The organism is Streptomyces sp. LE64 (assembly GCF_052606915.1).
On record NZ_CP199708.1, the window covers coordinates 2,854,120 to 2,880,352 of the forward strand.

Here is a 26,233-nt window from a genome sequence, read left to right on the forward strand (position 1 = left end):
GGCGCGGGCCCACGCCCGCCGCGTGCGCACCTACGCCCCCACGCCGGCGGCCGGCCCGGTACCCCTGCACCTTCCCGAGCTGCCGGAGGTCGAACGTCTGCACTTGGCCCGGGTGTTCGCTGAGGGACAAGTCGCCGGCACCGGCCTCCCCGCACGGTTCGTCCTCGGCACGTTCGCCAGCCCGTCCCCGCGCCGGGTGCTGCGGTGGCTGCGACGGCAGGCGTTGCGGATCGCGGACGGACTCGACCCCGACCCGTCCGCCTTCCCCTCCGCCTCCCCCGCGGCCCTCCGGCGGGACCCGGCCGGACGACGTTTCGGGGACGTGCCCACCGCCCTACGGGCCTGGGCACGCGACGACGGCCCCTGGTCCGCCGCACACCACCGGCTCGCCGCCGGCGAGCCCTTCCACCTCGTCGAGGTCGACCACACCGGCCGGTACGCGCTCACCGCCTGGTCCGTCGACGTACCCACCCCCGTCGTCCCCTCTCGGCAACCCTCACCCCTTGGCAGGACGCATGACGTACCGATCCGCTCGGCTTGACGAACTACGCAGCGCGCTCGACGTGTTGGGCGAGTGGCCGGGTGTAGGTCACTGGGAGGACGTGCGGCTCGTCGCCGGTCGCGTCGCCCCGCTGGTGTGGGAGGAGTTGCGGGAGAGGGAGGTGTGGCACCGGATGGAGGCGGCCGACCGCGCCGCCGTGTACTGGGCCCTGCACACCGGCCACCGCATCAGCCTCGGTTGGGACCCCGCCATCAGCAACTGGAAGCCCTTCGTCACCGAACTCCGCCGTGAGTGCGCCCACTTCGCCGCCCAGTGCGAGTCCAGGAACGGCCACCGCTGGCCGGAGGCGGAAGGCCGTGTCGACGAACACACCGAGGCCGTGCAGGCCCTCCTGTGGTACCGGTCCTTCCACCCCGCCTGGCGTCCCGAGGTGTTCCGCACCCTGAACCACGCCCACCTCACCGAACGCGACCCTGAGAACCATCCGCCCACCGCCTGGGACGCCCTCCACCACGTCCAACAACGCACCCTGGAAGGCGGCGACAAACCGCGTGCCGCCACGGGCCACCGGGCCACGGGGGACGGCATCGACGTGGCCGAACTGTTCGACGCGCTCCCGGAAGGCTGGCAGATCGAAGCCATCCGCCGCATGTCCACCGGCTACACCCCCGGCCACGCCGTCACCACGGCGGCGGAAGCCATCAACGCACTCCCCCGCTTCGGCGTCCCGCTCCGCCCCGTACCCCCACCCTGAACGCCCGGCCGACGCCCACCGTCGGGACGTCACCGGGTCGCACGCAGAAGGGTGTTCCGTCCGCCGTGTACCGATGCTCTTCAGCCGAGTTGAACAGGCAGCCAACGCAGTGGAGTTGGAAGACGTCAAACACTCCGACGGGGCGGTGTGCCCGGGACGGACGGATGCCGCACGCGAGGTGGTGTGCGGTCCTCGGTCCCGAAGGGCTCGGGCACGGCGGGAGCCCAGCCCTCCGCCCTGCCGCACACCCCCGGCCCGATCGCCGTCCGCCCTTCGATGAAGGAGCGGCGGCGGACGGGACGGGGTGCGGGTCCCGCCGCGGAGTCGCGGGGAGCGTTCCGCGACGGATGAGGGGCCGGCCTGCCTGGTGCACGGGCGGGTCGGCCCCGCCGCGCCCACCGGCCCCTCACAGGGTCGGGGCGCGCGGTGACTACGCGCCGCCCCGGGCACCCGGGGCCGGCCCGCCCACCACGAAGGAGCCCTTGCCCCACTCGGTGTAGACGAGCCCGCGTTCGCGGAGTTCCCGCACGGCTCGGCGGGCGGTCATCTTGGCCACCCCGTACATCACGGCCAGCTCGGCCTCCGAGGGAATCGCAGCGCCGGGCCCGTAGACGCCGGCGGCGATGTCCGCCGCGAGCGCGTCTCTGACTCGCATGTACGGAGCGCGCGGGGTGTGCGGACTGATCTGGGGCTCAGACATGGACGAAGCGTAGACAACCAGTTGACGAGCGAGCGACTTGGAGGAGGCGTAACTGTTGGCCCCACACGCCGGTTAGAGCGGTAGTTCAACTCACCTGCATCACAGAGAAACGCCCCGACAGACCGCGGCAACGGTCCATCGGGGCTCACCGAACCAGCTTGACTAAGGAGCTGATCGACGTATGTCCGATCGTATCGCCCATGCACTCGTTTGGGTGCTCGCCCACCTGCCGTTGACCCGCCGGACCCGGCCCGGCCGCCACACCGCGGAGCACCTCACCGCCCCGCCCGCCACCGCCCCCGGGCCCGTTCCGTCCACCAGCGCATGGCACCGCCCCTGGCCCGGCCCGAGTTCCGCGGAGGCCCGCGCGATTTTCCACGCGGAGGAGGCCCGGCACCTGAGCCCCGAACGCCGCGAGCGCTACTACGCCACCGCCTGGGCCGAGCGGGGCTACGACTACCCGTACGTCGCCCCCGGCGTCCACCAGGTCCGGACGGGCGCTGCCGCATGACCCGCGAGGCCCTCACCACCGCCCCGCCCACCGAATCGGGCACCCACTGCTGCCGCTGCGGCCGCTGGACCACCGCCCCCGTCGTGGTCGGCTACGGCAGCGGCAGCACCTCCGGCCCCGAGTTCATCACCCACCACGTCTGCCCCCAACACGTCACCGCCCCGGGTCCCTGCACCGCCGACCACGGTGCCGCCAAGTAGGCGGTTTGGTTGCGCAGTTGGCTGCCGAGTTCCTGTACCCCGTGGGGGTCGCGCGGGGTACAGGGTGCGGGGCGCAGGGCTGCCTGGCTCTCGGTTGGGGGGAGGGATACTTGTTGCCGTTGCCCGGCCTCGTTCCTCCGCCTCGGGGTGGGGGGCGGGGTCGGGGACGGTACGGGTACCTGCACGCTTGGCGTTGGGGGATTGATATACGGTTGGCAATTTTGGGGCTTTTGCCGGGCTTTCAAGTTCTGTATGAAAACCGGGTGTTGGTCGGCTAACGTCGCAGGTCGGGAAGGGTGGTCCCCGCGCACGCGGGGGTGGTCCCTCCCCGGCCGGGCCTACCCGATCGACACTCCTGTGTTCCCCGCGCACGCGGGGGTGGTCCCTTCTTGATCTCGCTCGGGATGATGTCGGAGCAGTGTTCCCCGCGCACGCGGGGGTGGTCCCGCAAGGCTCGGCTTCACCCCGATCTGCTCCTGGTGTTCCCCGCGCACGCGGGGGTGGTCCCAGCGGGAGCGGGCGGCCCGTGAACACCGCGAGGTGTTCCCCGCGCACGCGGGGGTGGTCCCATCCATCAGGTGTCCCCTTCTTCTTCTACGTGGTGTTCCCCGCGCACGCGGGGGTGGTCCCGGGGTCACCGTCGTCGAGGCGAAGCGGCTGCGGTGTTCCCCGCGCACGCGGGGGTGGTCCCCGGCCCGCTCCTGGGGTGATGATGATGGTGATGTGTTCCCCGCGCACGCGGGGGTGGTCCCGCCCAAGGCCCCGCGGGGATCAAAGTCCTGTTGTGTTCCCCGCGCACGCGGGGGTGGTCCCGCCGCCGCTGAGGCAGCCGTCGCGCAGCTCCGGTGTTCCCCGCGCACGCGGGGGTGGTCCGGCGAAGGGGAAGCGCGGGCGTTCTGGGCGGCGGTGTTCCCCGCGCACGCGGGGGTGGTCCCCTCCGCAGTCAGCACGGCCGGGCCGACGTGCAGTGGTCCCCGCGCACGCGGGAGTGGTCCACCGAGTCAAGCTCGCCGCCTGGACCAAGCGCCTGGTGGTCCCCGCGCACGCGGGGGTGGTCCCGTCTTGATCATGTGGCACTCATACCGGAAGGCGTGGTCCCCGCGCACGCGGGGGTGGTCCCGGCCCCGGACGAGTCGACGTCCGGGGCCAGCAGTGGTCCCCGCGCACGCGGGGGTGGTCCTCGGAATCAGGCCGCAGAATCGGTTCCGCTCATGTGGTCCCCGCGCACGCGGGGGTGGTCCCGCGGTCTTGTGGAAGGCGACGTTGACCTCGGTCGTGGTCCCCGCACACGCGGGGGTGGTCCCGGCTCCAGGCCGTTGACCCCCTTGTACGTGTGGTGGTCCCCGCGCACGCGGGGTAGCAGCCCTCACCCCCGCACTCGCGGCTCCCGGTCCCGGCGGGCGATGGCCGTCGCCACCTGGTCGATGGCGGAGCGCAGCAGCGTGCCGTAGTCGTCCTGGGGGAGGTGTGGGGTGTGGTGGCGGGCGGCGTCGATGTGTTCGGTGGCGGCGGTGAAGGAGCCGAGGCGGCGGTAGTTGTCGGCGAGGTTGAGGTGGAGGGACGGGTAGAAGGCGGCGAGGTTGAGGCCGGCGTGGTGCTGGTCAAGGCGTTGGGCGGTGAGGGCGTCAGCGGCGTCCAGGGCTCGGACGTCCCAGGTCAGGGCCTGGGCTGGGTCCTCGTAGAGGTCGGCCAGGTGGTGGCCGAGGGTGCAGCGGTGCAGGGGGTCACCGGTGGGGCCGATGGCGGTCCAGAGGTCCAACAGGGCTCGGCGGGCGACGGCAGCCTCCCCGGTTCGCCCCTCGGCGACGGCCTGCCCGATGGCGTCCATCGTCGGATCGGAGGGAACGGCGGGCACGGAGGACTCGGGGTCGGTGGAAGCGGCCGGGGTGGTGGTCATCTGGGTGAGGTCCTCGTCGTTCATGTGGTGGGCCGGACGGGCATGGCCAGGGTGGTGAGGTCGCCGCGGTCGGCCGAGCGGAGGGTGACCGGCCGGTCGGGTCCGCGCAGGTCAAGCATCAGGTCCGGGCCGACCGCGGTGCTGACGGCCGGGTGCAGGGTGGTCAACTCGAAGGTGATCCGCAGGTCCCGGCCGGTTACGACGGCGGGGAGTGGGCCGGAGGGCCGGACGGGGGCCGAGCCGGGAGGAGAGGCGAGCGGCGGGGTCGGGGACGGATCGAGGGAAGGGACAGCGGCGGGTTCGTCCTCGTCCGCGTGGACGTGCACGCCGCGCCCGGGGGCGAAGTGCAGGGAGATCCTGCGTCCGGGGTTGGCCTCCAGGGCGCCGAGGAACAGGTTCTTGGGGACGGTGGCGCGGGTGGTGGGCTCGGGCAGTTCGGCGAGCATCCGCCGGTAGTCGGGGAACTCCTCGGACAGCAGCCGACAAAGGTGTTCGTGCCCGTCCTCCCGGTCGGTGGGGCGCAGCCGGAGCCCGTGCGCGGTTGCTTCGACCAGTACCGTCGCACTGCGGCGCAACTCCGGTACTGATGAACGGAGTTCGTCCCCGTCGATCGTGCCGGACCAAGGGGTGGGGGCGGGCCGGGCGGGGACCAGGGTGCGGGTGGCGAGGCGGTATCGGTCGGTCGCGGTGAGCGTGAACGCCTCCGGGGTGGCCTCGACGTGCAGGCCGCCGAGTACCGGCAGGCAGGGTTCGCGTGCGGTGGCGGTGAGGACCTGTTCGACCGCAGCTGCCAGGACCGGGCCGGCCAGGGCGGCGAGCGGTGGGCCCGGCGCCTCGCCGGTCCGGGCCGCCTTGATCCGGGCGGCGGTGCGCCGGACGGCTTCCGCGTCCCCGAGGACCCTCGCGACGTGCGCGTCGATCAGTCGGACGGCCTCGTCGGGTCCGGCGCCGAGGACCGCCTCGGCGTCAGCGAGCGGCATGGCGATCTCGCGGAGCCGGCGGAGTTCGACGGTCCGGGCCACCTGGTCGGGGTGGTAGTAGCGGTAGCCGGAGACCGGGTCGACCTCGGCAGGGGGCAGGAGCCCGCAGTCGGCGTAGAACCGCAGGGCGCTGGGGGTCACGCCGGTACGGCGGGCGAAGGGCCCGATGGGCATCAGCTCGGAGTTCGACACCTCGTCATCGTCGGGCTTCGACCAACCTGAAGGTCAACACGGAGGTCCGCAGGAGGCTCACAGGATGCCGACCGCGCAGCCGCCCCACCCGCCGCCCATCACGTTCACCATGCCATGTGTCCCGGCACCGCCCCGCCAGCCGGGGTCGGGACGACGCACAACGCCTGCCCGGGTGCGCTGCTACTGCGGGTCGCCGCCGAAGGGTAGGGCGACGGCAAGCTGCGCCACGAGGGGGATACTTCTACTGAGGCCAGGACCACGGGGGGTTAAATGAACCTTTTGAACTCTTTGCCGGACTTTCAAGTTCTCAATGAAAACCGGGTGTTGGTCGGCTAACGTCGCAGGTCGGGAAGGGTGGTCCCCGCGCACGCGGGGGTGGTCCTCCGAGGCGCTCCAGGGCCGCCGATTCCTCTGAGTGGTCCCCGCGCACGCGGGGGTGGTCCCCCGATCCCCCCGCGCCGGTAGCAGTCCGCGCAGTGGTCCCCGCGCACGCGGGGGTGGTCCCTGCTCGCTGCGCTCCCCGAGGGCACTGGCTCGGTGGTCCCCGCGCACGCGGGGGTGGTCCCCCCCCACCGGGGGCTTCCGCCCCCCCCCGGCGGGGGTGGTCCCCGCGCACGCGGGGGTGGTCCCACGCCCCTCCGTCATCCCCGGACGGAACCGCTGTGGTCCCCGCGCACGCGGGGGTGGTCCACCGAACGAACGCGTCGTGCAGCGTCCGTCATAGTTGCTCCCCGCGCACTCTGGGACGGCCCCGGGGCCGTCCTCGGATGCCGGGACCGGCTTTGGTGGTCCCGGCGTGCGCGTAGGCACCGGCCCGGGACTCCGAACCCGGGCCGGGGCCGGGGCCAGGGCCCGGTGAAGGTTGTCGGCGCTGGCACAGGTACGCCACGGCGCCGACGGGGCTCCCGGGCCAGCGGGCCTTCCGGGCCGCCGGGTTGGGGCTTCGCCCCTCTCCCCCCAACGGCCCGGGGCCCCGTGCGTCGCGCACGCCACAGCCAGCGCCCGGCCAACGGGGTGTTCGCCAGAAGGGTTGGGGTCAGGACCTGTTGGCCTTGGAGGGGCCGAAGAATTCGAGTTCGGCGATGGCCAGCTGCTTGTCGGAGGCGGCCCCGTAGGCGGATTCGATGGTGAAGCGGACCTTGGTGACCACGCCGACGCGGAATGGGCGGGCCTGGGGGCTCGCGATCTTGTCCAGGGTGAGGTGGCGGGTCTTGGTCGAGCCGTCCTCCATCGTGATCGTCGCCTTGATGCGGTGCGGCACGGCCGATTTGTTGATCGTGTTGGCCCGTCCGGACTGACCCGAGGTGATCATCACGTCCAGCAGCCGGGTCGGCTCCGCGAAGGTGGCCTCGATCCACTCGCCCTTGCCGGACTGGGTGATGCCCGGCTCCCACCAGGTGTCGCTGACCTTGTCGATGAGCAGATCGGGCCGGTGGCCGGGGAAGAAGCGCGAGGCCGTGATGTCGTCGGGCGTGACCGCGACCCGCTTGGCGAAGTGGTCGCGGGCGTACCGGAAGCCGTCGGGGACGTACACGAAGCCGAGCACGATCAGCGTGGCCACCACGGCGACGGTGATCCAGGTGCCGATGCGGTCGAAGACCCGGCGCAGACGCGGGCGGTCGCCCGCCCACGGGGTCTCCTGACGCCGTGGGCCGAAGAGCCGGCGCCACCACGGCGGGCGCACCGTGGGCTGGTCCTTGTCGCTCGCTGCCAGGGGCATGGCGCAGCGGGCGCAGTAGTGGCGGTCGGGGCAGTTGGGGGTGGAACACCAGGGGCAGGCAGGGCCGTTGGTGGCCTCGGACTGGTGGCCGGGGGCGCGGACCTGCGGGCGGGCGGCGTCGGGGCGGCCGGGCAGGACCGGGGCGACGGCGGGGGGCGCCGCGGGCGCGGCGGGGTCGGAGACGGGGACCAGGAGGGAACGGGCCCGGTCCGACATGGTGTCCGTGAGTACGTGGGGGTTGGGGGAAGGAGAGGCGGGTGGTGTCGCGGCTGGGGTGACTGGAGGCACTGGAGTGGTGGGGGGCGCTGCCGCTACGGTCTCCTGGGGGTGCGGGGCGCCGGAGCGTTCCGGGGGCGGTCCGGCCGGGGTTGACGGTCCCCCGGTGGGGGCTGCCGGGGGCGCGGGTGTGGCAGGAGCCGCACCCGCTATGCCCGCCGCCCCCGCCGTGCTCGCCGCCGCGCCCACTCCGCCCGCCGCACCCGCCGGGTCGGGCGCGGGGGGCGACGGACGGCGGGCCTGGGGGCGGACGTGCTCGGCGCCGAGGGGGCCGTCCGGGGTGCCGGGAGCCGTGCCGTCCGGAGCGCCCGGGGCCGAAGCGGGAGTGGCGGCGGCGAGAGTGGCGTCCCGCCCCGTTCGGGCTGCCCGGGGTGCGGGTCGGCGGGGTGCCCTCGTTACCGAAGGCGGGGGACACGATGCGGGGGCGCGGGTCTGGTCCCAGCTGAGCACGGCGCCGCACGCGTCACAGAAGGGCTGGCCCGGTTCCGGGGGGTCCCGCACTCGGGGCAGTTCTGCGTGGTCATTTCTCCGGATTCCTTTCCGAGGCGGTCACTTCGACCGTGTAGGGCATGTGGGCGGGGCGGGCGGCGGCGACCAGGGCGTCCAGCCGGTGGGCGTCGGAGGGTTTCGGGTCGGGCAGCCGTACGGCGACGTGCAGGAACGGGCGGGGACGGCCCGGGAAGGGGCCGAGCGGGCGGGCGTTCCAGTCGGCGCCGCCGCTCTCGGTGATCTCCGGCTCCCGGACGCCGGGTTCCGGGTGCCGCTCCGCGACGCCTACCCCCACGAGCTTGCCCGAGCCGTAGGGGCGCCCCCGTTCAGCCCGTAGGTGCGGGGCGGCCTGACCCGTGGTCCAGCCCGGCTCGCGGTCGGGAGGAGGCATACTCGTGCCCGGCCCCGTTCTTCCGCCTCGGCGCGGGAAGGGGGGCGGGGGCGGGTACCTACACGCTCGAACTCGGGGGCATGAGGATGAGATTGTTGATTTTGAGGCTTTTGCCGGATTTTCAAGTTCTCAAGGAAAACCGGGTGTTGCCCGACTAACGCCGCAGGTCAGGAAGGGTGGTCCCCGCGCACGCGGGGGTGGTCCTTCGCGCCATCCGCACGGCTCAGAAATTGAGTCGTGGTCCCCGCGCACGCGGGGGTGGTCCGTACCTTCGACGATCCAGCCGGCGCCGCCGGTGGTGGTCCCCGCGCACGCGGGGGTGGTCCCGACGCCCACCCCGAGATCCTTGGCGGACTGCTGGTGGTCCCCGCGCACGCGGGGGTGGTCCCCCAGTTGCATTCTTGAGCTGTATTTGGACACCGTGGTCCCCGCGCACGCGGGGGTGGTCCCCCAGTTGCATTCTTGAGCTGTATTTGGACACCGTGGTCCCCGCGCACGCGGGGGTGGTCCCGCGACGCTGAGCCGGCAGGTGCCGGTGGCGTCGTGGTCCCCGCGCACGCGGGGGTGGTCCCATGGCTCACCGCCCTTGCAAGGTCTTGGCGATGTGGTCCCCGCGCACGCGGGGGTGGTCCCTCCGTACTCGCGGGATCGTTGTCCTTGTACGGGTGGTCCCCGCGCACGCGGGGGTGGTCCCAGCTCCCTCTTCGCGTTCGTGGCCCCGGTGATGTGGTCCCCGCGCCCGCGGGGGTGGTCCCTGCCGGGGGATGCTCTGCTTCGGGCCCCCGGCGTGGTCCCCGCGCACGCGGAAGTGGTCCCGTGAGCGGGGGGCCGGAGTACCAGCCTGGGGCGTGGTCCCCGCGCACGCGGGGGTGGTCCGCTTCCCGACCCCCCGCTCAGGCCGCGGGTCGGGTGGTCCCCGCGCACGCCGGGTTCGGCGCCGGGGTGAAGAACCTGGCGGCCGTAGTGGTCGGCGAGGTCGAGGTGGAGGGACGGAGAGAAGGCAGCGGAGGTGGAGGCCGGCCGGGAACGGGAGGTGGCCGAGTCGATGTCGGTCGGCCGGGCGAAGAGCCTGCGAACAGCCCTCCCACCAGCAGCTGTTCAACCGCGACCCTGCCCAGCTGCGAGTTCTGGGAGAACGTGCCTGCGTCCTGCTGACGTCTTGGCCGGTCAGGCTTGTGCGAGCCAAGCCCGGGCAGAGAGCCGGCATGGGTGATCTGATCGAGGAGTGGGCGGCACGGGTCGCGGAAGCCGAGCTCAGCCGCGCGCTTCCACGAAGGTGGGCGCACACGCAGGGAGTGGCCAATCGCGCGGTCGAAGTAGGTCAGGTTCTCGGCCAAGACGCCGGCCTCCTCGTCGCTGCCGCAACGCTGCACGACGTCGGCTACGCACCGCGGCTGGCCGTAACGGGGTTCCATCCGCTGGACGGAGCCCGATTCCTTCGCGACGAGCACGGGGCCGACGATCGGCTGGTGCGGATGGTCGCGAACCACTCGTTCGCGCTGTTGGAGGGCGAGGAGCGGGGGCTACGGGAGGAGCTCGCGAGCGAGTTCCCCTTGCTGGAGGACCCGCTGCTGGTGTGCGCGCTCGTGTACTGCGACATGACGACCACGCCTGACGGCGGCCGGACCACCGCCGAGGAGCGGGTCGCGGAGATCCTCGGCCGCTACGGGGACGACAGCGTGGTCGGGCGGTTCATCCGGCGTGCGGCGCCGGAGATCTTCGCCGCCGTGGGGCGGGTGGAGGCCGCGCTGGCGGCTCAGCCGAGGTAGGGGTAGGTGCCGGCGAGGTAGTCGCCGATCTGCTGGCGCATGCTGGCGTGGATGTCGTACCGGTCGAGGTCGGCCGGCCGGACGAAGCGGACTCCGTCGGCCTCGTCGTTGATCGTGGGCTCGCCACCGACGGGGCGGCCGATGTAGGTGTTCTCGTACTGCTGGCGGATCTCGCCGTCGGTGTACGCCACGATGTGGTTCGGGTTGGTGTAGACGCCGAGGAAGCCGGTGACCTCGGCGACGATCCCCGTCTCCTCCAGGCACTCGCGTACCGCGCACTCGGCGGCGGTCTCGCCGATGTCCTGGGCGCCGCCGGGCAGCGCCCACTGGCCGGTGTCACGGCGGCGCTGGAGCAGGATGGCGCCGTTGTCGTCGACGACCAGGAGGTTGCTTGCGGGGATGAGGGTGTTGGCCTTGGGAGCGTTCGGGTCGTTGTAGTACTCAGTCCTGCCCATGTGTGGCGGTCCCCTCGTGATCGGGCGTCCAGGGCCGTGCGCCGGTCCAGACGGCGTCGAAGCTCCGAGCGTAGTTGTCGAACCAGCCGGTGGCGTCCACTTTCCGCAGGTGGAACAGGGGGTTGGCACTCGCCGGCTGGCCCCAGACGTGGGGGTTGACCAGGAGGTCGTCGTCGTACCGGAAGAGGGAGTTGCAGAGCGTGGTGTCGTGGAGCCGCACCTCGCATCCGGCTTCGGACAACAGCGGGCGGTAGTACGTGAGGGAGGCGCGGATCTTGGCGGCGAGGGTGTCGCCGATGCCCTCCTCGCGGCCCCGGGTGGCGGCAGCGTGGCCGCTCGGGTCGCCGAAGCAGAGGCGTACGCGCACCCCGCTGGCCGCGCGCTCGGCGAGCATCCTGGCGACGTGCGGATTGGTCTGGGCGAAGAAGGTGCCGGAGAAGATCAGGACGTCAATCTGCCGCTGGGTGTCCTGGAGGAGGGCGAGCCACCGAGGCCGAAGCAGGTTCCTACGCCGTTGAGCCCCGCCATGGTCACAGAAGGCGGCGAGGGCGGAGGCGCCGGCCGGGCACGGGGAGGTGGCCGGTCGGTGTCGATCGGCGACGGGCCGGGCGAAGGGCCTCGGTACGCTCGCAGGATGCCGACCGCGCAGCCGCGCCCACCCGCCGCCCCTCGGACCGACCACCGGACCGACCACCAGGCCGTTCGCCCTGGCCTTCGCCCGGCCGTCCGTCCGGGCATCGCCCCGCCCGCCGGGGGCCGGAACGACGCCTGCCCGGGTGCGCTGCGGCTGCACTCGGCCGACGACGGGGCACTCGCCCGGGTGCGGATGCCCGGCGGGGTGCTGACCGTCGCCCAGGCGGAGGGGCTGGGGGCCGCCGCCGAGCGGTGGGGCGACGGCGAGCTGCACCTCACCTCGCGGGGCAACGTCCAACTGCGAGGCTTGGACGAGGGCTGCGGGGCGGGGCTGGCGGCAGCGCTGGACGCGGCGGGGCTGCTGCCCTCCGCGGCGCACGAACGGGTGCGGAACGTCGTCGCCTCGCCGCTCTCCGGGCTGGACGGTCTCGGGCACCGGGCCGTCGGGGCGTGGCTGCGCGAGCTGGACGATCTGGTGTGCGCGAGCGGGCGGACGCCCGCCCTGTCGGGACGGTTCCTGTTCGCGGTGGACGACGGGCGGGGCGACACCGACGCGCTGGAACCGGACATCGCCCTGGTCGCCGGAGCGGAGGGCACCGCGACCGTCCGCATCGGCGCCGGCCCGGACCGTACCGTCCTGGCCGTGCCCGCGGAGGCGGCGCCCCGGGTCGCCGTGCACGCCGCCGAGGCGTTCCTCGCCGCGGCCGAGGCCGCCCGGGCCGGGGGTGCCGAGCGGGTGTGGCGGGTCGGTGAACTGCCCGGTGGGGCCGGGGCCGTCCGGGCGCTCGCGCTCGACGCCGTCCGCCGGGCCGGGGTCGGCGACCTCCTCGACGTCACCGAACTCACCGACTTGTCCGCCTCCGCCGGCGCCTCTGCCTCTGCCTCCGGTGGGGGTGCCGCGCGCGGGCGGGTTCCGGTCGCCGGGGTGCTGCCCGGGGGGCTCAGCGTGCTCGTCCCCTTGGGGCGGCTCGCCCCGCACCAGTGGTCGGCGCTGTTGGAGGCCGCGGCCGGGTCCGGGGGCGAGCTGCGGCTGACGCCGTGGCGCGGGGTGGTGGTGCCCGGTGCGGGGGCCGTCGAGTCGGCCGCCCTCGCCGCGACCGGGCTGGTCACCGCGCCGGACGGGCCCTGGGAAGGGGTCACCGCCTGCGTCGGGCGGCCCGGCTGCGCCAAAGCGTTGGCGGATGTCCGGGCCGACGCCGCCGCCACCGTGCGCACCGTCCCGGACGCCGCCCTGCCGGTGCACCTCCCGGGCGGCCTGCCGGTGCACGGGTCAAACGCCCTGCCGGTGCACTGGTCGGGGTGCGACCGCCGGTGCGGGCGGCCCCGCGGCGACCGGGTCGACGTGGTCGCCACCGGCACCGGATACCAGGTCAGCGCGGTGCGCGGGGGGACGGTGCGGGGCACCTCGGTGACGGAAGCCGCAGCGCTCGCGACTACCGTTGCGGCGGCACGGGCAGGACGATGAGGCACCCGGGGTCCCCGAGGACGGGCCCCGCGCCCGCCGAGTGACCAGTGATGGACGAGCGAGCCGAGAGGGCCGACAGAGCAGTGTTCGACTACGAGAAGGACGGGGCGGAGATCTACCGCCAGTCCTTTGCCACCATCCGCGCCGAGGCGGACCTGTCCGGGCTGCCGGCCGACGTCGCCCGGGTCGCGGTCCGGATGATCCACGCCTGCGGCATGGTCGACCTGGTCCGTGACCTGGCCCACTCCCCCGGTGTGGTGGCCCGCGCCCGTGCGGCGCTGCTCGCCGGGGCGCCGATCCTGTGCGACGCCAACATGGTCGCCAGCGGGGTGACCCGCAAGCGGCTGCCCGCCGACAACGAGGTGCTGTGCACCCTGTCCGACCCGGCGGTGCCCAAGTTGGCCGCCGAGCTGGGCACCACCCGCAGCGCCGCCGCGCTGGAGCTGTGGCGGGACAAGTTGGAAGGTTCCGTGGTCGCGGTGGGCAACGCGCCGACCGCGCTGTTCCGGTTGCTGGAGATGGTCCGCGAGGGCGCTCCGCGCCCGGCGGCGGTGATCGGGGCGCCGGTCGGCTTCATCGGCGCCGCCGAGTCGAAGGACGCCCTGGCCGCCGACCCGTCCGGGTTGGAGTACCTGGTGGTGCGGGGGCGGCGGGGCGGCAGCGCCATGGCCGCCGCCGCGCTGAACGCCATCGCGAGCGAGGAAGAGTGAGCATGGACAGCGGCACGGGCACGGAGAGCGGCACCGGCACGAGCAGCGGCACCGGCGCGGTGACCGGACGGCTGTACGGGGTTGGGCTGGGGCCCGGGGACCCGTCGCTGATGACGGTGCGGGCCGTCGAGGTGATCGCCGCGGCGGACGTGGTGGCGTACCACAGCGCCCGGCACGGGCGGTCGATCGCCCGCTCGATCGCGGCCCGACACCTGCGCGAGGACCACATCGAGGAACGTCTGGTCTACCCGCTGACCGTCGAGACCACCGACCATCCCGGCGGCTACCGCGGGGCGATGGACGAGTTCTACGAGGAGGCCGCGGCCCGACTCGCCGCGCACCTGGACGCGGGGCGGGACGTCGCCGTCCTCGCCGAGGGCGATCCGCTGTTCTACGGCTCCTACCAGCACATGCACAAGCGGTTGGCGCACCGCTACCCGACCGAGGTGGTGCCCGGGGTGACCTCGGTCAGCGCCGCGGCGGCCCGCCTGGGCACCCCGCTGGTGGAGGCCGAGGAGGTGCTGACGATCCTGCCGGGCACGCTGCCCGAGGAAGAGTTGACTGCACGGCTCGCCGCCACCGACTCGGCGGTGGTGATGAAGCTGGGCCGCACCTTCGGCAAGGTGCGCCGCGCCCTGGACGCCTCCGGCCGGCTGGCCGAGGCCCGCTACGTGGAGCGGGCCACCATGGCGGGCGAGCGCACCGCGGAACTCGCGGAGGTCGCCGAGGACTCCGTCCCCTACTTCTCGGTGGCCGTGCTGCCGAGCCGGATCGACGCCGAACGGCCGGCGCGGGAGCGCGGCGAGGTCGTGGTGGTGGGCACCGGCCCGGCCGGCCCGCTGTGGCTGACGCCCGAGTCGCGGGGCGCCCTCGCCGACGCCGACGACCTCGTCGGCTACACCACCTACCTGGCGCGGGTGCCGCACCGCCCCGGCCAGGTGCGGCACGGCTCCGACAACCGGGTCGAGTCCGAGCGCGCCGAGTTCGCACTGCAACTCGCCGCCCGCGGGCGGAAGGTCGCCGTGGTCTCCGGCGGCGACCCGGGGGTGTTCGCCATGGCCACCGCCGTGCTGGAGGTGGCCTGCGAGGACGCCTACCGGGACGTGCCGGTGCGGGTGCTGCCCGGGGTGACGGCCGCCAACGCGGCGGCGGCCCGGGCCGGCGCCCCGCTCGGCCACGACTACGCCACCGTCTCGCTGTCCGACCGGCTGAAGCCGTGGGAGGTCATCGCCGAGCGGCTGCACGCGGCGGCCCGCGCGGACCTGGTCCTCGCCCTCTACAACCCGGGCTCCCGCTCCCGCACCTGGCAGGTGGGCAAGGCCCGCGAACTGCTGCTGGAGCACCGCGCCCCGGACACCCCGGTGGTGGTCGCCCGGGACGTGGGCGGCGAGGGCGAACGGGTCCGGATCGTCAGCCTCGCCGACCTCGACCCGGCCGAGGTCGACATGCGCACCCTGCTGCTCGTCGGCTCCTCGCAGACCCGGCGGGTGCGGCGCGGCGACGGCACCGGTGGCGAAACCGTCGTGTGGACGCCCCGCCGCTACCCCGAGGCGTGAGGGCGTGACCGGTACGGGGCCGGGCCCGCGGCCGGCCGGGGTTCAGCGCCGTGCGCGCACCCAGCGGGCGGCCTCCTCGGGCCCCGTCACCACCGGCACGCCCGCGGGCACCGGAGGGCGGCGCACGATCACCACGGGCACCCCCGCCTCGCGGGCCGCGGTCAGCTTGGGCGCGGTGGCGGGCCCGCCGCTGTCCTTGGTGACCAGGACGTCGACGCGGTGCGCGGCGAGGACTCCGCGCTCCCCGTCCAGGGTGAACGGGCCCCGGTCCAGCAGCACCTCGCAGCGCGGCGGAACGGGCGGCTCGGGCGGGTCGACCGAGCGCACCAGGAACCAGAGCCGGTCCAGTTCCGGGGTGCCCGTGAACGCGGCCAGCCCCATCCGGCCGGTGGTGAGGAACACCCGCTCGCCGAGGCCGGGCAGCAGGGCGGCGGCCGCGGCAAGCGAGTCGACGGGGTGCCAGTCGTCGCCGGGCACCGGCCGCCACCCGTCCCGGCGCAGCGCCACCAGCGGCACCCCGGTCGCGGCGGCCGCGGCGGCGGCGTGGAAGCTCATCCGCCCGGCGAACGGGTGCGTGGCGTCCACCAGCACGTCCACCCGCTCGGCGCGCAGCCACTCGGCGAGGCCCTCCGCCCCGCCGAAGCCGCCGATCCGCACCCGCCCGGGCGGCAGCCGGGGCGCGGCAACCCGTCCGGCCAGCGAGGATGTGACCAGGAGCCCGTCCGCGCTCCGGTCCTCCCCGGCGAGCAGGGCGGCGAGGCGGCGGGCCTCCGCCGTCCCGCCCAGGATCAACACGTGCACGGAACCGGACCCCCCTCATGACCACTGACCACCCGGACACGGGCACCGCGGGCGACGGCGTCGCCGGCGGGCGCGGAGCCCAACTCAAGCACACCGGTCTGCGCCCCGGCTGGACGACCGGCGCCTGCGCCACGGCCGCCACGACCGCCGCGTACACGGCGCTGCTCGGCGACGACTTCCCCGACCCGGTGACGATCACCCTGCCCCGCGGCCAGACCCCGTCCTTCGCCCTGGCCGTGGAGGAGCGGAACCCGGACGGCACGGCGACGGCCGGGGTGGTGAAGGACGCCGGCGACGACCCCGACGTCACCCACGGGGCACTGGTGCGGTCCACGGTGCGGCTGCTGGAGCCGGGCGCCGGGGTGGTGTTCCGGGCGGGCCCCGGCGTCGGCACCGTCACCCGCCCCGGGCTGCCGCTGCCGGTCGGCGAACCCGCGGTCAACCCGGTCCCGCGGCAGATGATCCGCGAGCACGTGGCCCGGGTCGCCGAGCGGTACGGCGCCGGCGGCGACGTCGAGGTCACCCTCTCCGTCGACCACGGCGAGGAACTCGCCCGCTCCACCTGGAACCCGCGGCTCGGCATCCTCGGCGGCCTGTCCATCCTCGGCACCACCGGCATCGTCGTGCCCTACTCGTGCTCCGCCTGGATCGACTCCATCCGACGCGGGATCGACGTGGCCCGGGCCGCCGGCCGCAGCCACGTCGCCGCCTGCACCGGCTCCACCTCCGAGCGCACCGTCACCGAGCTGTACGGGCTCCCCGAGGACGCCCTGCTCGACATGGGCGACTTCGCCGGCGCGGTCCTCAAGTACCTCCGCCGCCACCCCGTCGACCGGCTCACCGTCTGCGGCGGCTTCGCCAAGTTGTCCAAACTGGCCGTGGGCCATCTGGACTTGCACTCGGCCCGCTCCCAGGTGGACAAGCCGTTCCTCGCCTCCCTCGCCGCCGAGACCGGCGCCGACCCCGCCCTCACCGAAGCGATCGCCACCGCCAACACCGGCCTCGGCGCCCTCCGCCTCGCCGAGGCCGCCGCGGTGCCGCTCGGCGACCTGGTCGCCGCCGCCGCCCGGGACGAGGCCCTGACCGTGCTGCGCGGCGCCCCGGTCCGGGTCGACGTGGTCTGCATCGACCGGGCCGGGGCGATCGTGGGACGGGCGGGGACGGCCCCGTGACCGTCGCCCCGCGGGCCGCGAGGGGCTGAGCGCCGGGGCCGGCGGGGACGGACCGGCTCAGACGCCGTGCGTCGCCAGGCAGAAGGGGTGACCCGCCGGGTCCAGGAGCACCCGCCACGCCTCGGGGTTCGGCTGGAAGTCAGGCAGGACGGCGCCCAGGGCGAGCATCCGCTCCTGAGCGGCGTCCAGATCCTCGACGCCCAACTCCAGGTGGGCCTGCTTGCTGTGGGCGGGGTCGGGCCAGACGGGAGGGCGGAAGCCGGAGCCCGGGACGTCGCCAAACGGCAGTGGCGCACCTTCCGCGCCGACCGGGTGGTGAGCCTGCGCCTCACCAACGAACCGGCCGACCTGACCGATCCGCCCGACGCCGCGGCACTGGTCTCCCGGGGCATCGCGAGCGTGACCTACCCCGTGCACACCACGATCCGCCTCCCGCTCCCCCTGGAGCAGGCACTGCGCGTGGTTCCCCCCACCATCGGCACCCACCGCGCCGACGGCCCCGAAGCCACCGTGGTCGAGATCGGCGGCAACAGCACCGCCTGCCTCACCACCTACCTCCTCGGCCTGGCCGTCCCGCTCACCGTGCTGTCCCCGGACGAGGTGCGCCAGGCACTGAACCAGCACGCCTACGCCCTCCTGACGGCCAACCGCTGACGGCGCCGGCGGCCGGGGACGGCCAGCGCGCCGGCGCGGTCCCCGCCACGGGGTGACCCGGGGGAGCCCCCGCCACCCTCGGGATCGGTGGCGGGTCAGCGGTCCTCGGTGATCAGTGGTCCTCGGTGATGGTGGTGGCGATGCCGTTGCGGATGACGACCGTGGCGCCGAAGCCCTTCTTGGCGGCCTTCTCCAGCTCGGCTTCGTAGCACTGGGTGCCGCCCTGGCCGCCCTCCCCGGTGTTGCCGTCCCCGCAGGCGATGCCGTAGCCCCAGATCATGGTCTCCTCGGAGAGGAGGAACTGCTGCTCGACGCCCTTCAGGTCGGAGACGGTGTACTTGCCGGGGGCCAGGTAGGAGACGTTGCCGAACCAGGTTCCGTTGACGCCCTTGCCCTTGTTGATCCCCTCGATCACGGTGTCCCGGGAGCCGGACCCGGAGGACGAGCCCGAACCGGAGGACGAACCGGACCCGGAGCTGCCGGAGCCAGAGGTACCGGCGGAGCCCGAGGTACCGGAGCCCGAAGAGGTCGAGCCCGAGGTGCCGGTGTCCTTCCGGGCGGGGCGCCGCTCGGTCACCAGGGTCGCGATGCCGTTCCGCATCTCCACGTCGGCGTTCACGGGGCCCTTCTTCGTAGCCGCTTCCAACTGGTCGAGCGTGCAGGGCGCGTCGACCCTGGAGCCGGCATCCCCGCAGACGACTCCGGCGCCGTAGACCTCGGTGTCGTTCGACACCAGGAACTGCTGGCCGGTCTTGCCCGGGACGGCCACGAGGTACTTGCCCGGGGCGAGCAGGGTGACCCGGCCGTTCGTGAACGAGCCGCTGACGCCCGTCCCCTTCCTGGCGTTCGCCGCGTTCTCCGCCGCGGGAGTGGCGGCGGGAGCCCCCGCGCCCTTGTCGGTGGACCCGTCGCCCGAGTCGTTCTGGCAGGCGGTCATCAGCAGCACGGTGCCGATCGCGGCGGCGGTGACGGCGGTACGGCGCAGACGGCGGTTCAGCACGGGGTTCCCCCAACGGTGTGTGTGCGGTTCGGACGGAGCGGGCCACCGGACCGTGCCGGCCCGTCGCCCCCTTCCTGACCGTGAAGAGGGTGTCCGCAGCGGGCCGGTCACACCGGTGATTCCCTCAAGACGCCGCTGTGGCACGGCTGTTACCGCGCAACAGCCGTGCTCCGAAGGCGGGCCTGCCCCGTGTCCGCCTTGCGCACGGAGCGCCCGCCCGTGGGGCCGGGCCCTTGGATAGGGTCCGAGGATCCCCGAGGCCCGGGGACGCTCGACGAGGAGGTTCGCGGGGGATGGGTTTCCGACTGGCGGCGTACGCCGTGTGCATCGAGGACGGGCGGGTGCTGCTCGTCCGGTGCGGGAACAGCTGGACCCTGCCGGGCGGCCGGGTCGAGCACGGGGAGGACCCCTTCGACGCGGTGGTCCGGGAGGTGGCCGAGGAGACCGGCTGCACCGCGGTGGTGGAGCGACTGTTGGGCGTGGACTCGCGGCTGATCCCCGCGGCCGAGGCCCGAGCGGGGGTCGAGCACCAGAACGTCGGCGTCTTCTACCGGGTCCGCATCACCGGCGGCCGGTTCCGGCCGGAGCCGAACGGCGCTGTCACCGAAGCGGTGTGGACCCCGTTCTCCGAGGTCGCCGGCGTGCGCCGGTCGTCGCTGGTCGACGTCGGCCTCGCCCTGGCACGGACGCTGCCGGCGACCGGCCACGTCCCGCCCGTCCCGGTCGGCGGTCTGGTGCAGCACTGAGGCCGGCCGACGGAACCCGAGGCGGTCGATCGAGTGCGCCGCCGCACGCGGCCCGCCCCGCTGACCACCCCCGAAGCTCCCGCGACCCGCCGGATACAGTGCGGCGGTGACGTCCGAAGCCCCCCGCCCCCACCCCGTGGGACCCGTCGACCCCGCCGCTCCCGTGCCCCCCGCGCCCCCCGTGGCCCTGGTCGGCATCGGTGCGGACGGTTGGCCGGGCCTGCCCGAGGCGGCCCGGGCGGTGCTGCGTGCCGCCGAGGTGGTCCTCGGTGCGCCGCGCCAGCTCGACCTGTTGCCGGCGGCCGAGTGCGCGGGCGAGCGGGTGCCCTGGCCGTCCCCCTTGCGGCCCGCGGTGCCCGGGCTGCTCGCCGCCCACGCGGGGCGCCGCCTCGCGGTGCTGGCCAGCGGTGACCCCATGTTCCACGGCATCGGCCGGGCCCTCGTCGAGTCGGTCGGCCCGGCCGGGCTGGACGTCCACCCGCACCCGTCCTCCGTCTCGCTGGCCTGCGCCCGGCTGGGCTGGCCGGTCGAGGACACCGACGTGGTCAGCGCGGTGGGGCGGCCCGTGGAGCGGCTGGCCGCGGTGCTGCACCCGGGGCGCCGGGTGCTGGTGCTGAGCGCCGGGGCGGACGGGCCCGCCGCAGTGGCCGCGTTGCTGCGGGACCGCGGCTTCGGGCCGAGCACGGTGCGGGTGCTGGAACGGCTCGGCGCCCCCGACGAGCACCTGACCGACGGGGAGCGGGCCGAGAGCTGGGCGCGACCGCCCGGCGCCGCCTTGAACGTCGTGGCCGTGGAGTGCGAGCGGGCGCCGGACGCCGCGCCCTTGGGCACCGTGCCCGGGCTGCCCGACGACGCCTACGCGCACGACGGGCAGCTCACCAAGCGCCACGTGCGGGCCGCGACCCTCGCCGTCCTCGCACCCGAGCCCGGCGAACTGCTGTGGGACGTGGGCGGGGGGTCGGGGTCCCTGGCGATCGAGTGGCTGCGCGCCCATCCGGCCTGCCGGGCGGTGAGCGTGGAACGGGACCCGGAGCGCGCCGCGCGCATCGCCCGCAACGCGCGGACCCTGGGCGTGCCCGGTCTGCGCGTGGTGACCGGTGCGGCACCCGCCGCGCTGGACGGGCTGCCGGCGCCGGACGCGGTGTTCATCGGCGGCGGCCTCACCTCCGCCGGGCTGCTGGAACGCTGCTGGGAGGCGCTCGGCCCGGGCGGACGGCTGGTCGCCAACACGGTGACCCTGGAGTCCGAGGCGCTGCTCGCCGAGGCCCGCCACCGGTACGGCGGCGACCTCGTCCGGCTGGCCGTGGCGCACGCGGTGCCGGTGGGCCGGTTCACCGGTTGGCGTCAGGCGATGCCCGTCACCCAGTGGGCGGTGCGCAAGCCCCCGGCACGACAGACGCAGCAGGCACCACACGACAAGGGAGACGGCGCATGACCGTGTACTTCATCGGCGCGGGCCCCGGGGCCGCCGACCTGATCACCCTGCGGGGCGCCCGGCTGCTGGGCTCCTGCGGGGTGTGCCTGTACGCGGGCAGCCTGGTGCCCCGGGAACTGTTGGCCGAGTGCCCGCCGCAGGCCCGGCTGGTCGACACCGCCGACCTGACCCTGGACGAGATCACCGAGGAACTGGTGCGGGCGCACGCCGGCGGCCAGGACGTGGCGCGGCTGCACTCCGGCGACCCGTCCGTGTTCAGCGCGGTCGCCGAGCAGATGCGGCGGCTGGACGCGGCGGGCGTGCCGTACGAGATGGTGCCGGGGGTGCCCGCGTTCGCCGCCGCGGCGGCGGCGCTGGGGCGGGAGTTGACGGTGCCGACCGTGGGCCAGACCGTGGTGCTGACCCGCATCGCGCAACGGGCCACGCCCATGCCGCCCGGCGAGGACCTGGCGACGCTGGGCCGCAGCGGTGCGCTGCTGGTGGTGCACCTCGCGGCCCGGTACGCGGACCGGGTGGTCGCGGAACTCCTCCCCCACTACGGCGCGGACTGCCCCGCCGCGGTGGTGGCCTACGCCAGCCGCCCGGAGGAGGTGGTGCTGCGCGGGCCGCTGTCCGGCATCGCCGAGCAGGTCCGCGCGGCGGGCGTGCTGCGCACCGCGGTGATCATCGTGGGGCGCACCCTGGGCGCCGAGCAGTTCCCGGACAGCTACCTCTACTCCGCGGACCGGGACCGTTCGACCTGTTGAGGGCCGACGGTGCGTCAGCGCGGTGACGCACCCGGACGCGGCGCGTCGCGACGGGTCCGGCGGCGCCCCGCGGCCGTACGGTCGAACCCGCACCGAGGAGGGTTCCCCATGCGCGACGTGACCTATTCGATGAGCGTCTCCCTCGACGGCTACATCGTCGGGCCGGACGGCGGCTTCCAGTGGACGGCGCCCGACGCCGAGGTCTTCCGCCTCGCCGTCGACGAGACCCGCGGGGTGGGCGTCCACCTGTTGGGGCGCCGGCTGTACGAGTCGATGCTGTACTGGGAGGACGACGACCGGGTGCACTCCTCGGACCCGACGGAGCGCGAGTGGACCGCGCTCTGGAACCCGCTGCCCAAGGTGGTGTTCTCCACCACGCTGTCGACGGTGCGGGGCAACGCCCGGCTGGCCACCGGCAGCGTGGCGGAGGAGATCGAGCGCTTGCGGGCCGAGCCCGGGGAGGGCGACATCGCGATCGGCGGCGCGACCCTCGCCGCCGCCGCGGCGGCCTCGGACCTGATCGACGAGTACCGGATCAGGGTGTACCCGGTACTGGTCGGCGGGGGCACCCCGTTCTTCCCGCACGAGGAGCGTCGGGTGGACCTGGACCTCGTGGAGACCCGCGCCGTCGGTCCGCAGGTCGTCTACCTCCGCTACCGGGTGGCGCGCTGAGCGGTGCCCCCGCCGGTCCGGACGGGTTCCGGACCTCCCGCCGGGATGCTCCTATGGATGTCAAGCGGCTTCAGTGAGGTCGCTTTGAGTGGTTTGCGGGTTGGTGTCGGTGGTCCGGATCGACCGCATCAGGACGCGGTAGACCTCGCGGGCAACATGTCGTTTCAGGCAGCGCATGATGTCCTTGGTCGCGAGTCCGTCGGCGGTACGCCGTGCGACGTAGGCGCGGGTGCGTTCGTCCCAGCGCATGCGGCACAGCACGATGGTGTGCAGGGCATGGTTGGCGGCGCGGTCGCCGCCGCGGTTGAGGCGGTGCCGGTCCCGGCGGCCGGACGAGGCTGGTATCGGTGCCACCCCGCACAGGTGGGCGAAGGCGGCCTCGGAGCGTAGCCGGTCAGGGTTGTCGCCGACGGTGGCCAGGAGCTGTCCGGCCACGTCCGTGCCTACGCCCTTGAGGGCCAGCAGGTCCGGGGCGGCCTGGGCGGTGAGGGTCTTCAGCTCGGCCTGCAGCTCGTCGGCCTCCTCGGTCAGCGCCAGGATGCGTTTGCCCAGGCGGCGCAGGGCGGCCTTGACCGCGTGGGCGGGGTCGGTGAGGTCGTCGCCAGGTCGGAGCCGGGCGCATGCCCTGGCCAGGGCGGCGGTCGACAGTCCGCGCAGCTGGGCGCGCAGGGCTTCAGGTGCGGTAACCAGCAGCTGCCGGGCCTGGTTGACAGCCTGAGTGCGGGACTTGACCGCCGATCGGCGCACCACCCGCAGCGCGCGGACCGCTTCCACGATGCCGTCCCGGGTCTTGGGAGTGCCGCTGGCCCGGCCGGAGGCCACCGCCTCGGCGGCGGCGTAGGCGTCGATCGGGTCGGACTTGCCCTTCATCCGGCGCGTCTTGCGGTCCGGGCGGTCGACCTCGATCACCGTCAGCCCGGCCCGGCCCAGGGTGCGGGCGAGCTCAGCGCCGTAGGCGCCGGTGCTCTCCACCCCGACCCGGGTGACGTGCCCAAACGAGCGCAGCCAGGCCAGCAGTTGCCGGTATCCGGCACCGGTGGCGGGGAACTCGCGGTCGGCCAGGTGGCGGCCGAGCCGATCGATCACGGCCGCGTGGTGGGTCTCGCCGTGCGTGTCCACACCCCCTGTGACTTCCAGGGCCTGGTCCGTCATGCTGGTCACTGCCGTCCTCTCGCTGATCCCGGTAGGCGGCACGCGCCGGCCAGGCGGGCGGACAAGACAGTGGCGGGGCTTCTTGACCAAGCTCCTATAAGGTCACGGGCGCCCGTCCGGTCGCGTGCGGTGGCTCCTCCGCGCGGGCCGACGAATCCCGCAAAGGACAGCCAGTCGGCGTCGGTCAGTCCGTGAGTCAGACCCAGCGGAGAAGCCACGTCACATCCTCACTGTCAGTCCGCGACGATCCCCGCCCTGCGCGCCGCGGCCAACCACTGGGGGAACTCGGCCAGCAGCCGGTCGTAGAGGTCCGCGTCGGAGAGGCTCTTCGGCTCCGGGCCGGCGGCGAAGAACCCCGCGTTGTCCACGACCCTGCGGGACGGCACGGGGAGTTCGTCGAGCCTGCGCAGGAACCGGAACTCGTCCTCGCCGAAGCCGACGAACTGCCAGAAGACCGGCAGCTTCGCGGAGGTGCAGAGGACGTGCTCGGCCGCCGTTCTGGAGGACGGCGAGCCGTCCGTCTGGAAGACCACGAAGGCCGGGTGCCCCGCCCCCGAATCCTGGTGGTGGTCGATGACCGCCTGCATGGCGACGTGGTAGTTGGTGCGGCCCATGTGCCCCATCGAGGCGTGCAGGGGTGAGATCCGGTCGCGGTAGGCGTCGAGGCTGATCTCGGCCGTGCCGTCGACGTCCGTGGAGAAGAAGACCACCGGCACCACCCCGTCGTCGTCCAGGTTCGCCGCCAGGGCGAGGGTGCGCTCCGCCAGGTGCTGGACGGAACCGTCCCGGTAGAACGGGCGCATGCTCCCCGAGCGGTCCAGCACCAGGTACACGGCGGCGCGCTGGCCGTTGCCGACCTGGTTCTTGACCAGGGAGACCGCCGCTGTCTCGTAGAGGCCGACCAGGCCGGGGGCCCTGGTGGCGACCTTCTCCAGGCTGACCCCGGCGGTCCCCGCGGCCCCCTTCCGGTAGTCGATACGGGGGCGCTTGCGGTAATCGATGGCCATACGGAGGAATGGTTCACCAACAGGGCTTATCTCGGGGGCCGTTTACCCAACCGTTGTCCCGTCCCCCGGACGACGGCCGCCCGTGCCCGCCGGGCCGGGACGGCCCCCCGATCCGCGTCGACCGGTCCACCATCGTGCCCGTGCCACCGACCGTCGACACCCTCCCCCAGCAAGATCACCACCTTTGTGTGAACCCTCCCTGACATCACTCACGTCGGCGGGCTCCGGCTCCCTAGGGTGCCGCTTGACGTCGCCCTCCCGGCGAGCCGGCGAACCCGTACGAGGAGCCAACTGCCATGCCCACCACCGTCGTTGACATCTGGGGTCCGATCTCCCCCGACGCCCGTGCCTACCCCTCCGCGCCGGAGCCGCACGAGGAGTGGTCGCTCGCCGGCGGCACGGCCTGGGTCTTCTACAGCCCGCTCAACCGCCGGCAGCTCGTCCGGCCGGTCATCCTCTCCGACGGGTTCTCCGGCGGGTCGAGCAACCTCGACCAGCTCTGGAACGGTCTGGAGGAGAACGGGGACTTCCGCTTCATCTCCGAACTCCACGCGACCGGCCGGGACGTGATCGTCCTCGGCTACGACGACCGCACGGCGTCGATCACGGACAACGCCGACACCGTCATCGACTGCATCCGCCGCGCCCTGAACGAGCGGGTGGGCCGGTCGAAGCTGGTGGTGGGCGGGTTCAGCATGGGCGGGCTGGTCACCCGCTACGCGCTGGCCAAGATGGAGCAGGACCCGGGCCTGCCCGACCACGAGACCTCCCTCCACCTCTCCTACGACACCCCGCACGAGGGCGCCTGGTTCCCCGTCTCCATCCAGGGCTTCACCCACTTCGCGACGGACAAGTTCGGCGACCACCCCCTCGCGGGCCCCGTGCTGCGCCAGTTCTCCGCCCTGCTCAACAGCCCCGCCGCGAAGCAGATGGCACGTTGGCACATCCAGAAGGTGGACGACACCGCGGAGGCGGCTCCGGAGCGGGTGGCGTTCCTCCAGGCGCTCGAAGAGGTCGGTGACTGGCCCCGGAGCGTCCGCAAGATCGGTGTGGCCAACGGCGTGGACACCGGAACCGGCAACGGGGTCGCACCCGGTGCGACCGCGGTCAGGTGCAACGGCCGGACCCTGCTGGACACCTGGCTCAAGACCCAGGCCCAGGGCGACCAGGAGGTCGCCCGGCTCCAGAAGGCCGGCGAAGAGCCCGTCCTCGTCCGGACCGGCGGACTGCCCGAGGTCGACGGTGCCCCCGGCGGCCTGTTCGGCGCCCCCACCCCGGAGGGCGACCCCGGCAACTTCGGCCTGGCCGCGCTCCTCATGACCCTCCTCGGCAACGAGGTGGACGCGGACCGCATCGCCACCTCCTGTTTCATCCCCAGCATCAGTGCCGTCGCCGCCGGTGACATCAACGGCCAGGAGGCGCTGTACCAGCCGATCGCGCCGGACCGGAGCGCGCTCGACGCCTTCCTGTGCGCCAGCCGCAACGAGGGCCACACCCGCATGACCGAGGAACTCGGCGCCTGGATCGTGAACGAGATCGTCAGCAGCAGCTGAACCCCCGGGGGGAGGCGCGGGCGGACCCGCCCCCTCCCCCGGTGCGCCCGGGGCCGGACCACGGCCCCCGGCGCCCGTTCAGCCCGCCCGCCCCG

At 74.1% G+C, this 26,233-nt stretch carries 24 protein-coding genes, 2 pseudogenes and 3 CRISPR repeat arrays; of the genes and pseudogenes, 14 read left to right on the forward strand and 12 right to left on the reverse strand.

Annotated elements, in window-relative coordinates; translation table 11 throughout:
• The first annotated feature begins 22 nt into the window (after window positions 1-22).
• Window positions 23-541: a hypothetical protein gene (locus tag ACSMX9_RS12850; RefSeq protein WP_445402463.1), complete on the forward strand. Its 519-nt coding sequence runs from the start codon at window positions 23-25 to the stop codon at window positions 539-541.
• The gene (locus ACSMX9_RS12855) at window positions 516-1,256 is read left to right on the forward strand and encodes a hypothetical protein (protein ID WP_445402464.1); all 741 of its coding nucleotides are present in this window, start codon (window positions 516-518) and stop codon (window positions 1,254-1,256) included. Before ACSMX9_RS12850 ends, ACSMX9_RS12855 begins: the two co-directional genes overlap by 26 nt.
• Before the next feature lie 430 nt (window positions 1,257-1,686).
• Here the strand turns inward: ACSMX9_RS12855 and ACSMX9_RS12860 are convergent, their stop codons facing one another.
• Window positions 1,687-1,956 (reverse strand): GntR family transcriptional regulator, encoded by a 270-nt coding sequence (locus ACSMX9_RS12860; protein WP_366113354.1) that lies wholly within the window; start codon window positions 1,954-1,956, stop codon window positions 1,687-1,689.
• A 181-nt stretch (window positions 1,957-2,137) separates the two neighbouring features.
• Between ACSMX9_RS12860 and ACSMX9_RS12865 the strand changes: the two genes are divergently transcribed.
• A complete protein-coding gene (locus ACSMX9_RS12865) occupies window positions 2,138-2,467 on the forward strand; it encodes a hypothetical protein (protein WP_445402465.1) in 330 nt (109 codons plus the stop codon).
• Window positions 2,464-2,667 carry a hypothetical protein gene (locus ACSMX9_RS12870; protein WP_445402466.1) on the forward strand — a complete coding sequence of 68 codons (204 nt, stop codon included), beginning with the start codon at window positions 2,464-2,466 and terminating at the stop codon, window positions 2,665-2,667. The genes ACSMX9_RS12865 and ACSMX9_RS12870 overlap by 4 nt, the downstream gene beginning before the upstream one ends.
• 296 nt (window positions 2,668-2,963) lie before the next feature.
• A CRISPR array of direct repeats spans window positions 2,964-4,031; the repeat unit is 28 nt; unit sequence GTGGTCCCCGCGCACGCGGGGGTGGTCC.
• A gap of 2 nt (window positions 4,032-4,033) precedes the next feature.
• Here ACSMX9_RS12870 and ACSMX9_RS12875 read toward each other — a convergent pair.
• The 4 genes and pseudogenes from ACSMX9_RS12875 to ACSMX9_RS12890 form a co-directional block, all read right to left on the reverse strand.
• Window positions 4,034-4,564, reverse strand: coding sequence for a hypothetical protein (locus ACSMX9_RS12875; protein ID WP_445402977.1), 531 nt, complete (start codon window positions 4,562-4,564; stop codon window positions 4,034-4,036).
• Window positions 4,565-4,584: 20 nt separating this feature from the next.
• A complete protein-coding gene (locus ACSMX9_RS12880; RefSeq protein ID WP_445402467.1) occupies window positions 4,585-5,736 on the reverse strand; it encodes a DNA polymerase III subunit beta family protein in 1,152 nt (383 codons plus the stop codon).
• Window positions 5,737-6,090: 354 nt separating this feature from the next.
• A CRISPR array of direct repeats spans window positions 6,091-6,426; the repeat unit is 28 nt; unit sequence GTGGTCCCCGCGCACGCGGGGGTGGTCC.
• A gap of 346 nt (window positions 6,427-6,772) precedes the next feature.
• Complete coding sequence (locus tag ACSMX9_RS12885; RefSeq protein ID WP_445402468.1) at window positions 6,773-7,672, reverse strand: NADase-type glycan-binding domain-containing protein; 900 nt, start codon at window positions 7,670-7,672, stop codon at window positions 6,773-6,775.
• Between the two features lie 580 nt (window positions 7,673-8,252).
• Window positions 8,253-8,468, reverse strand: a pseudogene (locus tag ACSMX9_RS12890) (phage tail protein); the annotation flags it as partial.
• 320 nt (window positions 8,469-8,788) lie between these two features.
• Window positions 8,789-9,549: direct repeats of the CRISPR family, unit length 28 nt; unit sequence GTGGTCCCCGCGCACGCGGGGGTGGTCC.
• Window positions 9,550-9,817: 268 nt separating this feature from the next.
• Between ACSMX9_RS12890 and ACSMX9_RS12895 the strand changes: the two are divergent.
• On the forward strand, window positions 9,818-10,381 hold the full coding sequence (locus ACSMX9_RS12895) for an HD domain-containing protein (protein WP_445402469.1): 564 nt from the start codon (window positions 9,818-9,820) through the stop codon (window positions 10,379-10,381).
• Here ACSMX9_RS12895 and ACSMX9_RS12900 read toward each other — a convergent pair.
• Window positions 10,369-10,836 (reverse strand): NUDIX hydrolase, encoded by a 468-nt coding sequence (locus ACSMX9_RS12900; RefSeq protein ID WP_445402470.1) that lies wholly within the window; start codon window positions 10,834-10,836, stop codon window positions 10,369-10,371. The genes ACSMX9_RS12895 and ACSMX9_RS12900 overlap by 13 nt on opposite strands.
• A pseudogene (locus ACSMX9_RS12905) lies at window positions 10,823-11,332 on the reverse strand (XRE family transcriptional regulator); the annotation flags it as partial. The pseudogene ACSMX9_RS12905 and the gene ACSMX9_RS12900, both read right to left, overlap by 14 nt.
• Before the next feature lie 138 nt (window positions 11,333-11,470).
• Between ACSMX9_RS12905 and ACSMX9_RS12910 the strand changes: the two are divergent.
• The 3 genes from ACSMX9_RS12910 (at window position 11,471) to ACSMX9_RS12920 (ending at window position 15,200) form a co-directional block, all read left to right on the forward strand.
• Window positions 11,471-12,934, forward strand: a complete 1,464-nt coding sequence (locus ACSMX9_RS12910; protein WP_445402471.1) for a cobalamin biosynthesis protein CobG — start codon at window positions 11,471-11,473, stop codon at window positions 12,932-12,934.
• 83 nt (window positions 12,935-13,017) lie between these two features.
• Window positions 13,018-13,644 (forward strand): precorrin-8X methylmutase, encoded by a 627-nt coding sequence (locus ACSMX9_RS12915; protein WP_351239285.1) that lies wholly within the window; start codon window positions 13,018-13,020, stop codon window positions 13,642-13,644.
• 2 nt (window positions 13,645-13,646) lie between these two features.
• Window positions 13,647-15,200, forward strand: coding sequence for a precorrin-2 C(20)-methyltransferase (locus ACSMX9_RS12920; protein WP_445402472.1), 1,554 nt, complete (start codon window positions 13,647-13,649; stop codon window positions 15,198-15,200).
• 42 nt (window positions 15,201-15,242) lie between these two features.
• On the opposite strand, the gene ACSMX9_RS12925 is transcribed toward ACSMX9_RS12920, so the two are convergent.
• Window positions 15,243-16,001: a cobalt-precorrin-6A reductase gene (locus ACSMX9_RS12925; protein ID WP_445402473.1), complete on the reverse strand. Its 759-nt coding sequence runs from the start codon at window positions 15,999-16,001 to the stop codon at window positions 15,243-15,245.
• Between the two features lie 17 nt (window positions 16,002-16,018).
• Here ACSMX9_RS12925 and ACSMX9_RS12930 point away from each other — a divergent pair, with 17 nt between their 5' ends.
• Window positions 16,019-17,173: a cobalt-precorrin-5B (C(1))-methyltransferase gene (locus ACSMX9_RS12930; RefSeq protein ID WP_445402474.1), complete on the forward strand. Its 1,155-nt coding sequence runs from the start codon at window positions 16,019-16,021 to the stop codon at window positions 17,171-17,173.
• 57 nt (window positions 17,174-17,230) lie between these two features.
• On the opposite strand, the gene ACSMX9_RS12935 is transcribed toward ACSMX9_RS12930, so the two are convergent.
• Both ACSMX9_RS12935 and ACSMX9_RS12940 read right to left on the reverse strand, forming a co-directional pair.
• Window positions 17,231-17,797 carry a VOC family protein gene (locus ACSMX9_RS12935; protein WP_445402475.1) on the reverse strand — a complete coding sequence of 189 codons (567 nt, stop codon included), beginning with the start codon at window positions 17,795-17,797 and terminating at the stop codon, window positions 17,231-17,233.
• Window positions 17,798-17,939: 142 nt separating this feature from the next.
• Window positions 17,940-18,827 (reverse strand): hypothetical protein, encoded by an 888-nt coding sequence (locus tag ACSMX9_RS12940; protein ID WP_445402476.1) that lies wholly within the window; start codon window positions 18,825-18,827, stop codon window positions 17,940-17,942.
• A gap of 293 nt (window positions 18,828-19,120) precedes the next feature.
• Between ACSMX9_RS12940 and ACSMX9_RS12945 the strand changes: the two genes are divergently transcribed.
• The 4 genes from ACSMX9_RS12945 to ACSMX9_RS12960 all read left to right on the forward strand — a co-directional run bounded on the left by ACSMX9_RS12945 (window position 19,121) and on the right by ACSMX9_RS12960 (window position 22,426).
• A complete protein-coding gene (locus ACSMX9_RS12945) occupies window positions 19,121-19,573 on the forward strand; it encodes an NUDIX hydrolase (protein ID WP_445402477.1) in 453 nt (150 codons plus the stop codon).
• A gap of 106 nt (window positions 19,574-19,679) precedes the next feature.
• A complete protein-coding gene (gene cbiE / locus ACSMX9_RS12950; protein ID WP_445402478.1) occupies window positions 19,680-21,008 on the forward strand; it encodes a precorrin-6y C5,15-methyltransferase (decarboxylating) subunit CbiE in 1,329 nt (442 codons plus the stop codon).
• Window positions 21,005-21,754: a precorrin-4 C(11)-methyltransferase gene (gene cobM / locus ACSMX9_RS12955; protein ID WP_445402479.1), complete on the forward strand. Its 750-nt coding sequence runs from the start codon at window positions 21,005-21,007 to the stop codon at window positions 21,752-21,754. Before cbiE ends, cobM begins: the two co-directional genes overlap by 4 nt.
• 108 nt (window positions 21,755-21,862) lie before the next feature.
• The gene (locus tag ACSMX9_RS12960; RefSeq protein ID WP_445402480.1) at window positions 21,863-22,426 is read left to right on the forward strand and encodes a dihydrofolate reductase family protein; all 564 of its coding nucleotides are present in this window, start codon (window positions 21,863-21,865) and stop codon (window positions 22,424-22,426) included.
• Between the two features lie 60 nt (window positions 22,427-22,486).
• Here ACSMX9_RS12960 and ACSMX9_RS12965 read toward each other — a convergent pair whose 3' ends face one another.
• Window positions 22,487-23,587 carry an IS110 family transposase gene (locus ACSMX9_RS12965; protein ID WP_445402481.1) on the reverse strand — a complete coding sequence of 367 codons (1,101 nt, stop codon included), beginning with the start codon at window positions 23,585-23,587 and terminating at the stop codon, window positions 22,487-22,489.
• Window positions 23,588-23,811: 224 nt separating this feature from the next.
• Window positions 23,812-24,585, reverse strand: coding sequence for a vWA domain-containing protein (locus ACSMX9_RS12970; RefSeq protein WP_445402482.1), 774 nt, complete (start codon window positions 24,583-24,585; stop codon window positions 23,812-23,814).
• A 296-nt stretch (window positions 24,586-24,881) separates the two neighbouring features.
• Between ACSMX9_RS12970 and ACSMX9_RS12975 the strand changes: the two genes are divergently transcribed.
• The gene (locus ACSMX9_RS12975) at window positions 24,882-26,138 is read left to right on the forward strand and encodes an esterase/lipase family protein (protein ID WP_445402483.1); all 1,257 of its coding nucleotides are present in this window, start codon (window positions 24,882-24,884) and stop codon (window positions 26,136-26,138) included.
• The last annotated feature ends 95 nt before the right edge of the window (window positions 26,139-26,233 follow it).

Coding starts and splice junctions, on each gene's coding strand:
- ACSMX9_RS12975 (WP_445402483.1), top strand. CDS start 24,882: ATGCCCACCACCGTCGTTGACATCTGGGGTCCGATCTCCCCCGACGCC.
- ACSMX9_RS12865 (WP_445402465.1), top strand. CDS start 2,138: ATGTCCGATCGTATCGCCCATGCACTCGTTTGGGTGCTCGCCCACCTG.
- cobM (WP_445402479.1), top strand. CDS start 21,005: ATGACCGTGTACTTCATCGGCGCGGGCCCCGGGGCCGCCGACCTGATC.
- ACSMX9_RS12855 (WP_445402464.1), top strand. CDS start 516: ATGACGTACCGATCCGCTCGGCTTGACGAACTACGCAGCGCGCTCGAC.
- ACSMX9_RS12860 (WP_366113354.1), bottom strand. CDS start 1,956: ATGTCTGAGCCCCAGATCAGTCCGCACACCCCGCGCGCTCCGTACATG.
- ACSMX9_RS12900 (WP_445402470.1), bottom strand. CDS start 10,836: ATGGGCAGGACTGAGTACTACAACGACCCGAACGCTCCCAAGGCCAAC.
- ACSMX9_RS12910 (WP_445402471.1), top strand. CDS start 11,471: ATGCCGACCGCGCAGCCGCGCCCACCCGCCGCCCCTCGGACCGACCAC.
- ACSMX9_RS12960 (WP_445402480.1), top strand. CDS start 21,863: ATGCGCGACGTGACCTATTCGATGAGCGTCTCCCTCGACGGCTACATC.
- ACSMX9_RS12885 (WP_445402468.1), bottom strand. CDS start 7,672: ATGTCGGACCGGGCCCGTTCCCTCCTGGTCCCCGTCTCCGACCCCGCC.
- ACSMX9_RS12895 (WP_445402469.1), top strand. CDS start 9,818: ATGGGTGATCTGATCGAGGAGTGGGCGGCACGGGTCGCGGAAGCCGAG.
- ACSMX9_RS12970 (WP_445402482.1), bottom strand. CDS start 24,585: ATGGCCATCGATTACCGCAAGCGCCCCCGTATCGACTACCGGAAGGGG.
- ACSMX9_RS12870 (WP_445402466.1), top strand. CDS start 2,464: ATGACCCGCGAGGCCCTCACCACCGCCCCGCCCACCGAATCGGGCACC.
- ACSMX9_RS12930 (WP_445402474.1), top strand. CDS start 16,019: ATGACCACTGACCACCCGGACACGGGCACCGCGGGCGACGGCGTCGCC.
- ACSMX9_RS12875 (WP_445402977.1), bottom strand. CDS start 4,564: ATGACCACCACCCCGGCCGCTTCCACCGACCCCGAGTCCTCCGTGCCC.
- ACSMX9_RS12945 (WP_445402477.1), top strand. CDS start 19,121: ATGGGTTTCCGACTGGCGGCGTACGCCGTGTGCATCGAGGACGGGCGG.
- ACSMX9_RS12920 (WP_445402472.1), top strand. CDS start 13,647: ATGGACAGCGGCACGGGCACGGAGAGCGGCACCGGCACGAGCAGCGGC.